The sequence below is a fragment of the Ensifer sp. CCNWLY38 genome (genome assembly GCF_037120565.1).
In the GTDB taxonomy this organism is placed as follows: domain Bacteria; phylum Pseudomonadota; class Alphaproteobacteria; order Rhizobiales; family Rhizobiaceae; genus Ensifer; species Ensifer adhaerens_H.
Map to the genome: position 1 here is coordinate 1 of NZ_JBBBBO010000015.1, position 11,948 is coordinate 11,948.

The 11,948-nt window shown below is 62.9% G+C and carries 6 protein-coding genes; all 6 read left to right on the plus strand.

Annotation, left to right across the window (positions count from 1 at the left end; all coding sequences use genetic code 11):
* On the plus strand, nucleotides 1-4,804 hold a 4,804-nt coding region (locus V7S54_RS27250; RefSeq protein ID WP_336557387.1), incomplete at its 5' end, for a beta strand repeat-containing protein.
* An 83-nt stretch (nucleotides 4,805-4,887) separates the two neighbouring features.
* On the plus strand, nucleotides 4,888-6,405 hold the full coding sequence (locus V7S54_RS27255; protein ID WP_336409359.1) for a tryptophan halogenase family protein: 1,518 nt from the start codon (nucleotides 4,888-4,890) through the stop codon (nucleotides 6,403-6,405).
* 61 nt (nucleotides 6,406-6,466) lie between these two features.
* On the plus strand, nucleotides 6,467-7,918 hold the full coding sequence (locus V7S54_RS27260; RefSeq protein ID WP_336409360.1) for a TolC family protein: 1,452 nt from the start codon (nucleotides 6,467-6,469) through the stop codon (nucleotides 7,916-7,918).
* Entirely contained in the window at nucleotides 7,915-10,116 is a 2,202-nt protein-coding gene (locus tag V7S54_RS27265) for a type I secretion system permease/ATPase (protein WP_336409361.1), read from the plus strand. Before V7S54_RS27260 ends, V7S54_RS27265 begins: the two co-directional genes overlap by 4 nt.
* Nucleotides 10,113-11,282, plus strand: a complete 1,170-nt coding sequence (locus V7S54_RS27270; protein WP_336409362.1) for an HlyD family efflux transporter periplasmic adaptor subunit — start codon at nucleotides 10,113-10,115, stop codon at nucleotides 11,280-11,282. Before V7S54_RS27265 ends, V7S54_RS27270 begins: the two co-directional genes overlap by 4 nt.
* Before the next feature lie 105 nt (nucleotides 11,283-11,387).
* Nucleotides 11,388-11,819, plus strand: coding sequence for a MucR family transcriptional regulator (locus V7S54_RS27275; RefSeq protein WP_336409363.1), 432 nt, complete (start codon nucleotides 11,388-11,390; stop codon nucleotides 11,817-11,819).
* The last annotated feature ends 129 nt before the right edge of the window (nucleotides 11,820-11,948 follow it).

Consider the following 11,948-nt stretch of genomic DNA (forward strand, 5'->3'; position numbering starts at 1 on the left):
TGGCACCAAGATCGGCACAGCCACGGTGAGCGGCACGAGCTGGACCTTCCAGGACTCCGGCCTCGCCGATGGCCAGACCTACAGCTACACCGCCCGCGTCGAGGACGCCGCCGGTAACCAGGGAACCGTCTCCGCTAACTTCTCCCTCACGGTCGATATCACCGCGCCGGCGGCACCTGCTGCGCCGGCGAGCTATGCCGACAATGCCGGCTCGATCCAGGATCCGGCGAGCACGGCGGCGACGACCGACGACCCGACGCCGGGCATCAACATCGGCACGGTTCCGGCCGGGACGACGCCGTCGCTCTATGTCGACGGCGTGAAGGTTCCCGCGGCCTATGATGCGGCGACCGGCACGCTGACGCCGGCAACGCCGTTGGCGGAAGGCGCGCACCAGCTCAGCTACACGCTGACCGACGAGGCCGGCAACGAGAGCGGCCAATCGGGAGCGCTCAGTGTCACCGTCGACACGACGGCGCCGGCGGCACCTGCTGCACCGGCGAGCTATGCCGACGATGCCGGCTCGATCCAGAATCCGGCGAGCACGGCGGCGACGACCGACGACACGACGCCCGGCATCAACATCGGCACGGTTCCGGCCGGCACGACGCCGTCGCTCTATGTCGATGGCGTGAAGGTTCCCGCGGCCTATGATGCGGCGACCGGCACGCTGACGCCGGCAACGCCGCTGGCGGAGGGCGCGCACCAGCTCAGCTACACGCTGACCGACGAGGCCGGCAACGAGAGCGGCCAATCGGGAGCGCTCAGTGTCACCGTCGACACGACGGCGCCGGCGGCACCCGCGGCACCGGTGAGCTATGCCGACGATGCCGGTGCGATCCAGAACCCGGCGAGCACGGCTGCAACCACCGACGACACGACGCCCGGCATCAATATCGGCACGGTTCCGGCCGGCACGACGCCGTCGCTCTATGTCGATGGCGTGAAGGTTCCCGCGGCCTATGATGCGGCGACCGGCACGCTGACGCCGGCAACGCCGCTGGCGGAGGGCGCGCACCAGCTCAGCTACACGCTGACCGATGTGGCCGGCAACGAGAGTGGCCAATCGGGAGCGCTCAGCGTCACCGTCGACACCACCGCTCCTGCTTCGTCGATCGTCATCGACATCACGTCGATCACCGACGACACCGGAGCATCTAACGCCGACTTCGTTACGAAGGATACGAACCTGATAGTGAACGGCGCGCTGACCGGCACTTTGGGCGTGGGCGAGAAAGCGCAAATCAGTATCGACGGCGGTGCGAACTGGATCGACCTGACGGTTTCCGGCGGCAACTGGAGCTATGCGGACGGCCGCACGCTGACCGAAGGCAGCTACACCTACCAAGTCCGCGTGGTGGATGCGGCCGGTAATGTCGGCACTACCGACAGTCAGATCGTCACCGTCGACACGACGCCTCCGGCATCGTCGATCGTCATCGACATCACCTCCATCAGCGATGACACCGGATGGGTCGGTGATTTCATCACTCGTGATACCGCGCTCACGGTCAATGGCACGTTGGCCGGTACGCTGGGTGCGGGCGAGAAGGCGCAGATCAGTGTCGACGGCGGCGCGAGCTGGAGCGATCTCACGGTCACGGGCGGAGCCTGGAGCTATGCGGACGGCCGCACGCTGACCGACGGCAACTACACCTACCAGGTGCGGGTGGTTGACACCGCCGGCAATGTCGGCACGACCGACAGCCAGGTCGTCATCGTCGACACAACGCCGCCCAGCTCCACCGCCACGATCGTGTCCTTCACGGATAATGTTGGGACGCTGCAGGGCAACTTCGCCAGCGGCCTGACCACCGACGATAGAACGCCGGTGCTCAACGGCACGACCAGCACCGCGCTCGGGGCTGGGGAGGTGGTGCGCGTCTATGATGGCACTACGCTCGTCGGCACTGCGACCATGACCGGTAGCCAGACCTGGAGCTTCGCGCTCCCCAATCTCGCCGATGGCAGCAGCCATGCCTATCGCGCCGCAGTGGCGGACGCTGCGGGCAATGAAAGCACGCCCTCGGGCCAGTTCACACTTCACGTCGACCTGACCGTTGTTGTCAACGCGCAGAGCACGCTCGACACCACGCCGATCGTGACAGGCTCGACCGGCTTTGAAATCCAGCCGGGCGAGCATGTGGAGGTAACGATCAACGGCAAGACCTACAGTTCCCAGACTGGGGCCGTGGTCGTCGATCCGATGAACAACACCTGGTACGTCCAGATCCCGGTGGGCGATGCGCTTGCCGCGGGGACCACCTATAACGTGGTCGCTGTGCTGAAGGATGCGCTGGGCTTCGTCATCACCCAGGACGACACGGTAGCTGAACTCGTCATCGGAAGCCCGTTGGCGGCGCCGACGATCCCCGGGTCGACCGACGCTGCCAACAAGGCAACGGCAATGACCATCGGCGAGGATGGCCAGTGGCGCATTTTCTCGAACATGACGGTGCTCGACGCCAACGGCACGAACGTCACGAATGTTGCGTCGTTCTCCACGAATACTCTCAAGGGCAACGAAGGCGTGTTCGGTTCGGTTACCTTCATGGATTTCGATCGTGACGGCGACATGGATATGTTCGGCGTCGACTCCGCCTATTGGGACGGTCAGCAGGCCTTCGAGAACAGGGGGCCTGGCTATGTCCAGCCGTCCGTTCCCGGGACGACGCCGAGCAATACGAACAACGGCTATTACGCGTTCCAGGTTGGCAATGAGGCCCTGTATTCGGACCGCGTCGCCTATAGCGGGTCGGGCACAACGAGCGCCAATACCTGGAGTTGGTATGGCGGCGCTGCGGCCTACGACAAGGTCGGCGACGGTTACGTCGACATGGTCTACGGCGACAACACTCCGAACGATGAGGAGGCCGGCGGCGGGTACGACACCTCGTTCGTCCTGAATGACGGTGGCGCGACACCTTTCCGCAAGGATCCGGCGATTGGTTTCGACTCCGTGCCGTGGCCCGATGAACGGTATCAGGCCACGCCGGAAAAGCTGATCTCCACCGTGGATCTGAACAATGATGGCGCCGTTGATATAGCGTACCAGGGTGCCGCCGGCACGAACTACATTACCGGCAACTCGACCATCACCGCCAACAACTACCGGCTGGTCATCACGAGCAACTTCGGCAACGGCAATCTGGACGTTACCCAGATCGTCGAGAACACCCTTTACAATCAAGAGGGATTGACCTTCGACGGTCCGTCTATGACCTGGGCCGATTTCGATGGCGACGGCTGGCTCGATCTCTTCCAGGCGCGCACCTATGGCGCCACGGCGGCCATCCAGAACCAGAGCAAGATCTTCTTCAACGATGGCACGGGGAAGATCTCCGCGAACAATACCGACAGCGACCCGATCCACGAATCCTATAACCGCCACTACAACATGGGTGACAGCCTTGCTGGCGGCGGCTCGGTGGCCGTGGACTGGAACGCCGACGGGCGGATGGATGTGATCGAGATCCCGTACTATACGGGCGCTGATCCGAACGGCATGCAAAACGTGCTGCTGTTCAGCAACAACTCGGCCGGCGGCGCCGTCAGCTTCAGCCAGTCAACCTTGACGACGATGGCTGATACTGGTGCCGGAAGCGCGATTACCGGTCTTCTGACTCTGGACCTCGACTGGGACGGTGATCGCGACGCGATCTTCTTCACGGGGACAGCGGGCGCCAAGCTGGTTCAGAACAATGCCTCAGTCGCGGAGGGTACCAGCCTTCATCTGCGCATCCTCGACAAGAACGGGATCAACGCGCTCTACGGCAACACCGTGAAGCTCTATGACTCCAATGGCAATCTTGTCGCGACACGAGTGCTCAATCCGCAGTCGGGCAACCAGACCAGCGATAGTTCGGCCATTCTGGAGTTTTACGGTCTGAACCCGAGCGAGACCTACACGGCGGTCCTGCTGCGCAACATCGGCGGTTCGTCCCAGGATGTCGGCGGCGTCACAAGCATCGGCGGCCACTCGATCGAAAACGTCAACGCTTCCTGGACCGGGCTGACAACGGGCCCTGCGCATGACGCCTATGTCCTGACGGCTGAAGCGGGTGGCGCGGTGAACAACGCCAATACCGGAAACGGCATCATCGGCACGGGCTACAACGATACGTTCTTCGCCACGCTCGGAGCAGACAAGTTCGATGGCGGCGGCGGTACGACGATCGTCTCGAACTCGCGCCAGTGGAGCAATACCGGCGGGATGGACGTCGTCGACTACAAGCTTGCAGGCAGCACGGCGATCAACGTGGATCTGAGCCTGACGACGGCGCAAAACACGGGCTTCGGGTCGCAAACCTTCCTCAACATCGAAGGGATCGCGGGCGGTTCGGGCAACGACACGTTCACCGACAGCGCGGCCGACAATGTCTTCAATGGACGGGGCGGGACCGACACGTTCCATCTCACCCATGGCGGTCGCGACACGTTGCTCTACGAACTCATCAATGGTGCCGACGCTACCGGCGGGAACGGCAGCGACGTGATCTACGGGTTCAAGGTCGGCACCTACGAGGCGACGCCCAACGCCGATCGGATCGACATCTCCCAACTGCTGTCCGGCTACACAAAGGATGCGGATGGGGCGGCGCACTACATCAACGGTGTTGCAACCATGGATGCCGGCGAGACGATCGGTGACTTCGTCAACGTGACGAGCAGCGGCGGTATCACGACGATCAGCATCGACCGCGACGGCAGCGGCGGCGCATTTGGCGCGACACCTTTGGTCACCCTTCAGAACGTTACCACGGACCTCGAGACGCTGCTCGCCAACCATCAGATCGTCGTCTGATCTCAAAACGAGAGGCGGCAGGGGTGTGATGAGCACTCCTGCCGACTTCACGACCAGAACAACATCCCAGGTCGGAGACATGGATGCTCGATCTCTCAGCACCAAAAAGAGTGGCGATTGTCGGCGGCGGTACCGCCGGCTGGTTCGCCGCGCTCACATTGCGGCGGATATTCAGCCCCGCAGTCGAGGTGACGCTTATTGAATCGCCGGATATCGGGATCATCGGCGTTGGGGAAGGGGGGCTTCTCAATCTCGTCGACGCCCTCAACCGCAACAGGATTCCCGTCGATGAATTCGTTCGCGAGACCGGCGCGGCCTACAAGCTCGGTTTCGTTTATGAGGGCTGGCGGGGCGGCGGGCGCAACGACTGCTACTATCATCTCTTCGGCGGGCCGGGCATCCCCGAACTGGAGTGGCGTCAAAGCGGGTTCTTCCCGCTTCTCTCTGCCCGGATCGCCGTCGGTGAGGACCTGCACACCTGCGTGCCGGGTTTCGAGGCGATTGCCCGGAACGCATCTCAGGATGAAATGCGCGCGCTGCTGGCGACGGAGAAATCCGGCCTGCTGGCGTCCTATCATTTCGATAGCCATCGGGTCGCGACCTACCTCAAGAAAATCGCGCTGGGCCGCGGTATCGTTCACCGGACTGCACGTGTCGAGGAACTGTCGCTCGACGAGCAGGGTCATGTCCGGGCGATCGAAATGGACGGTGGCAGTCTGGACGTCGACTTCGTGATCGACGCCTCCGGCCTGGCGAGGATCGGCATCGGCGGGACGTTTCGCGCGCCCTGGCGATCCTTTTCCGATTATCTGCTGCTCGATCGGGCCATCCCGTTTCATCTGCCCAATCCACACGAGAATCCCGCGCTCTTGACGCGGGCGGTGTCGATGAAGGCGGGCTGGATGTGGCAGATCCCGCTGATCGAGCGCGTCGGCGCCGGCTATGTCTTCAGCAGCCGGCACATCGACGAGCAGTCGGCGCTCACGGAGATCGAGGCCCATCTCGGCCATCCGATCTCGCCGATGCGCACGCTTCGGTTCGAGGCGGGTCACTTCGAGACGGTCTGGATCAACAATGTCGTGGCTCTCGGGCTCGCGTCCGGCTTCGTTGAACCACTCGAGGCGACCTCGATCGGCCAGATGCTGGAGCAGCTCAGAAATCTCGAGCGAGTCCTCATCGATGGGGGCGGCGTCGTCAGCGGGCAGATCATCGACGGGTACAATCGCGCCAACGGCCAGTGCTGGGCTGGCATCCGCGATTTTCTGCGGATGCACTATGACTGCCCGCGCAGGGACACGCCGTTCTGGCGCGATGTCGCAAGGACCCCGATCCCCGACAGCTATGCGGAACTGAAGCAGTGCTTCCAGCGGCGCACGCCGCGTTTCGTGGACGTCGAGGCCTATGTCGGAACCGGCTGGCAGGGGATTTTCCACATGGTGAACTGGATGTTCGTTGCCGCGCCATTGGGCGTGGTGACCGCAGCCGCTGCCCGCGCCGAATTGCGCCGTCTGCCTCAGGAGACGCGCGCCGACGTCCAAGCTTACCTCCAGCAATTTGACGTCTCCGTTTTGCCGAGCTCGCGGCGGGCTTCGCTCCACTAGGTCGAGCTGGATCAGCTGAAGCGAAGAACGGTGAATTCGGGAAGGGAAGAAGAAACTCAGAATGCCCCAAGCAAATGAATTCAAGACGGAAAGCCTGCGTGTGACACGAGGAAGGTGTGAGGTCTTCCGCGGTTGGCCGGGGCTCCTCGTGCTGACGGTCGCCGTCGGTCTCACTGGCTGCGCGAGCGAGCATGGCAGCGCGGGCACGAAGACCGCGCCGATCAAAGCCCCAAACACAGCACCTATCATCACGGGTGCGATCTCTCCTTCCGCGACGGCCTCGCTCGCGCCGCGCCGCGTCTCGATCAACGGAATGAGCCTTGCCGAGGCTGTGGGGGTTGCGATTTCGCGCCATCCCGACATCAGCCGCGCGAACGCGATCGTGGCCCAGAGCACGTCGGAAGTCGCGATCGCGGAGGCCGCCTGGTATCCGACGATCGAATATGGCGTTCAGCCGGGTTTCGGCGGCAGCTTCGGGAGCGACGGCAATTCGACAGGTGTCCGCGCTTCGCTTGGCGTCAATCAGCTCGTTTACGATTTCGGGCGGACTTCGAGCCGGATTTCGGCCGCCGACGCGGTGCTGGGCAAGCAACGGCATCTTCTGAACGACACGGTCGAGGGCGTCGCCTACAACACGGCGTCCACTTTTGTCGAGCTTGCGGCCAGCCAGGACGTGATCGCCGCGGCTGAGCGTCAGGCGTTGGCGCTTGGCGAGACGCGCGCCAAGATCGATGAACGCGTCGAGGCGGGTCTTTCCGATGCATCCGATCTCAACCAGGCCGATGTCGCGATCCAGCGCGCAAAGGCGGAGGCTTTGAAGGCGAGGACCCGGTTCGACGTCGCTGCGGGGAAACTCGCGGAGCTTACCGGCGTCCGGCCGGAACGTGTCGCCAAGCTAAGCGGCACGAGCGACTTCGTTGGCCGCCTCGGGAGCGGCGGCGGTGACATCGAACATACGCCCGCGGTTCTCGCGGCGAGCGCTGCAATGGAGGCAGCGAATGCCAAGGTCAAGCTTGCTGAGGCTGAGCGCTTGCCTTCGATTGGCGTTGGGGTCAGCCGCTCCATGTCGACCGGCCGGACCAATGCCAATGACAGTACCTGGCTCGGTGTCTCCCTTCGCGGAAACTACTCGCTCGGTGGGCTCGCAAAGCATCAGATCGCCGCGGCCGAAGCAGAGCGGCTGGCTGCCGCTCAGGCCCTCGAGAACCAGCGCATGGTCACGCGCACGGCATTGAATTCCGCCGAGACCGAGGCTTCGGGTGCCGCGGCGCGGCTCGCGAGCTATGACGAGGTGCTCACGCTTTCGCGTTCGTCCCGCGATCTCTATTGGCAGGAATACACGCTCGATAAGCGTCCTCTGACGGAGGTCATCAACGCCGAACGGGAAATCTACCTGTCCCAGGTGGAACGCACCAATGCGGTGGCGGACGGGGTTCTTGCGGGAATCAAGGCCTACACGGCCGTCGGAAGATTCGTTGCTCTCCTGAAAATCGCGGAGGGCCGGCGGAAATGACGGACGCCACTTCGGTCGAGACCTCTGCCTTTGAGGGCGAAGTAGAACGGTTGGCGTCGATAGAGCGCTGGGTCAGCGCCATTCTGATAGCGAGCAGCCGTCTGGGCATCACAGTGTCACCCGAGCTCGTGCGCAACGCATCGGCTTGGGGGATTGCTGGCGAACAGGATCAGGCGATCGTCGATGTCGCGCAGGCCGCGGGTCTTTCCGCGCAGTTCGTCGCGCTTTCCCTTAGACACCTTGCCGTGGAGATGTTGCCGGCATTGATCCCGATGGGTGACAGGCTCGTGGGTGTGATCATCGGCATTGCGAATGACAGTGTCCGGGTAGCGTTTACGGTCGACGGCACCACCATCGAGCGTTCGCTGCCGATTGATGAGGTCGAACAGGCTGGTGGCGAGCGCGTGCTTCTCGTGCAGGTACGAGAGGTCGCAAAAGACCAGCGCGTTGACGCCTATCTCAGGGCACGCCGGGACTTCTGGCTCAGGGACATTTTCACCAGCAGCTGGCGCATTTTCTTCGAACTCGGCATCGGATCGCTGTTCGGCAATCTCCTGGCGATCGGCACTTCTCTCTTCGCGATGCAGGTGTGGGACCGTGTGGTCCCGGCGCGCTCGACCAATACGCTCTGGGTACTCGCGTCGGGCGTGGTGCTGGCGCTCGTGCTCGAGCTCCTGATCCGCACCGCGCGCGTGTCGATTGCCGATCAATTCGGGAAGCAGGCGGACCTGAAGCTCTCGGCGATGTTCTTCGCCCGCGTGCTGGATATCCGTAATGATGCGCCCCGATCGCCAGGCACCTTGATCGCGCAATTGCGCGATCTCGAACAGATGCGTGAACTCCTGACATCGAGCACGATGGGCGTGCTGATCGACTTGCCTTTCGTCGTCGCGTTTCTCTTCATTATCTGGGTGCTGGGCGGACCATTGGTATTCATCCCACTGGCCGCGATCCCGCTGCTGGTCGTGCCAGGAATTCTGGCGCAGCTACCGCTTGCGAAGCTCGCGAAGGAGGGATTGAGCGAGGCGGCGCTCCGGAATGCGATCCTCATGGAGGCGATCTATCGGGTCGAGGATATCAAGGTCCTGCAGGCCGAACCGCGCTTCCGCGGCTTGTGGAACAAGGTCAACCGCGTCAGCGGAGAGATCGGATTGAAGCAGCGTTATCTCGCGGGTCTGCTCGTCAATTTCTCGCAGATGGTGCAGCAGGTCGCCTATGTCGGTGTCATCATCGCCGGCGTCTACGGCATTCTCGATGGCGGGCTTTCCTTTGGCGCGGTGCTTGCCTGCTCGATCCTGACGAGCAGGACGATTGCGCCGCTGGGGCAGATCTCGGCGGTGCTCGGCCGTATCCAGAACGCACGCGTCGGCAAGAAGGGGCTCGATGACCTCATCTCCTTGCCGGTCGACCACGATCCGGACAGGGACGCCTATCACAAGCCTGCTCTCGTCGGTCGCTACCGCTTCGAGAACGTCGCCTATGCCTATGGGCCTGAGGAGAAGCCGGCGCTCGTCATTCCACGGCTCGAGATCGAATCCGGGGAACGCATCGCCGTTCTCGGCCGCGTTGGGGCAGGCAAGTCCACCTTGCTGAGGCTTGCCGGAGGCCTTGCCACGCCCGCCCAGGGTCGGATTCTCTTTAACGACACCACCATGAACCTGATCGATGTCGCAGACATCCGGCGTGATATCGGCTTCGTGCTTCAGGAGTCGAGCCTGTTCTATGGTACGCTGCGCGAGAACCTGTTGATCGCAAATCCGTTGGCGACGGACGAGCAGATTCTCGAGGCGATGCGGCTTTCCTGCGCCGACCAGCTGGTGCTCAACCAGCCGAATGGCCTCGATCTGATGCTGCGCGAAAGCGGGCAGGGGCTTTCGGGCGGCCAGAAGCAATCGCTGCTGCTCGCGCGGACGTTTCTGCGCTCGCCCAACATTCTCCTTCTGGACGAGCCGACGGCGTCGCTCGATGAGGCAACCGAGCTTGCCATCATCGAACGCATGAAGAGCTGGTTGGGGCGACGGACGCTCATCATCGCCACGCATCGCTATCCCGTGCTGTCACTCGTCGACCGGATCATCGTGATCGACGGTGGTCGCATCGTCCGCGATGGTCCCAAGGATCAGATCCTCAACACGCTTGCGGGCGGTCGGGCGGATGACCGCGACAGGCCGCATCCGGTGAAGGCGGACTACCGATGAGCAACGCTTCGATCATGGCTTCCGTTGGCGATGGGGCGGGGCGCTCGCGGTCTCTGTTGTGGCTGATTGCCGCCGCTATCGCGATTTTCATCGGCTGGGCCGGCTTCGCCGAGCTCGATGAGGTGGCAATCGGGGAGGGCAAGGTGACGCCGGCCTCCAAGGGGCAGATCATTCAGAGCCTCGAGGGAGGCATCCTGGCCGAACTCCTGGTCCGGGAGGGAGATATCGTAGAGACCGGGCAGCGGCTCGCCACTCTCGATCCCGTCCAGGCGCGGTCCTCGATGGAAGAGACACTCGTCCAGATCGCGGCGCTCCGGGCGCGGGCGGCGCGTCTTGAGGCGGAGATGAGTGATCGCGGCGAGGTGGCTTTTCCCGTTGAGCTCACGGAAGGGGACGTCGTGGACCGGGAGCGCCAGCTGTTCGTCGCCAATCGTCGCGCCTTCACCGAGAACGTCGCCAATCTCAAGACACAGCTCCGTCTTGCCGAGGAGGAGTTGACGATAACGACACCGCTGTTGCGCTCAGGCGCGACCAATGAGGTCGAGGTTCTGCGGTTGAGGCAGAGGGCGGCCGAGTATTCGGCCAAGCTCTCGGCGACGCAGAGCGAGTACTATGTCGCGCTCAAGGCGGATTTCGCGAAGACGATGGCAGAGCTCGAGCCGCTGCTGAAGGTCCGCGAGGGGCGCGCGGACCAATTGCGCCGGACGACGATCACATCGCCAGCACGCGGCATCGTCAAGGACATCCGTGTGTCGACCATCGGCGGTGTCGTCGGTTCCGGTGGCGTTCTGATGGAGATCGTGCCTCTCGGCGATCAGTTGCTGATCGAGGCGCGTCTCAGCCCCAGGGACATTGCCTTTATCCATCCTGGACAGGAGGCAACGGTGAAGATCACGGCCTATGAGTCCTCTATTTATGGAACGCTGCCGGCAAAGGTCGAGCGCGTGTCTCCGGACACGATCGAGGATCAGGTCGACAAGCGGATCTACTACTACCGTGTCTATGTCCTGACGGACCACGCCTATCTCGAGACGAAGGATGGCAAGCGCCATCCGATCATGCCGGGCATGGTGGCCACCACCGAGATCAGGACCGGCCGCAAGACCGTGCTCGCCTATATTCTGAAGCCGCTCAATCGAGCCGGCGAAGCGTTGCGGGAGCGGTAATCCAAGATGAACAGGGAGATTCTTGCAGAACGGCGAGCGCGCCTTCTGCGAATAGCCGAAGCAGGGACAACGCCACCCGATTGCCGGGAGACCGCCGAGGAGAAAATGACGAAGAACATTCAAGAGCCCGGTACGACACTGAGCGTTCGGCTTGCTGCCCGCATCGTCGCGAGCTACGTCGCCCGCAATCACGTCTCGACTGGTGAACTGACGGACATGATATCCAATGTCGGCGGTGTGCTCGAACGGCTGAGAAATGGAAGTCCCGCCGACGTCCGCAAGCCCGTCCCGGTGGTCGATATACGCGGATCCGTCACAAAGGACTACATCATCTGCCTTGAAGACGGGCTGAAGTTCAAGTCTCTCAAACGGCACCTGTCAAAGCTCGCTCTCACGCCTGAGGAGTATCGGCGGAAGTGGGACCTTCCAGACGATTACCCGATGATGGCGCCGAACTCTGCGTCGAAGCGATCAGCGCTTGCGAAGCAGTTTGGGCTCGGCAAGAAACGCGCCCAGGGCAACGGAGCCAGAGAATAAGGGCACAATCTCTGACGTGAGAGCAGAGGAGACGGTTTCGCGTGGTCGACCGTCGCTGCCTCGTGTCTCTGCCAAGGCACGTCTTATTGCGAGGTTCGCTGCGGGTGCTCCGCAGGCTTTGAGTAAAGT

What these genes read in the sequence shown, in the direction of transcription:
- V7S54_RS27255 (WP_336409359.1), top strand. Translation starts at nt 4,888, where the DNA reads ATGCTCGATCTCTCAGCACCAAAAAGAGTGGCGATTGTCGGCGGCGGT.
- V7S54_RS27260 (WP_336409360.1), top strand. Translation starts at nt 6,467, where the DNA reads ATGCCCCAAGCAAATGAATTCAAGACGGAAAGCCTGCGTGTGACACGA.
- V7S54_RS27265 (WP_336409361.1), top strand. Translation starts at nt 7,915, where the DNA reads ATGACGGACGCCACTTCGGTCGAGACCTCTGCCTTTGAGGGCGAAGTA.
- V7S54_RS27270 (WP_336409362.1), top strand. Translation starts at nt 10,113, where the DNA reads ATGAGCAACGCTTCGATCATGGCTTCCGTTGGCGATGGGGCGGGGCGC.
- V7S54_RS27275 (WP_336409363.1), top strand. Translation starts at nt 11,388, where the DNA reads ATGACGAAGAACATTCAAGAGCCCGGTACGACACTGAGCGTTCGGCTT.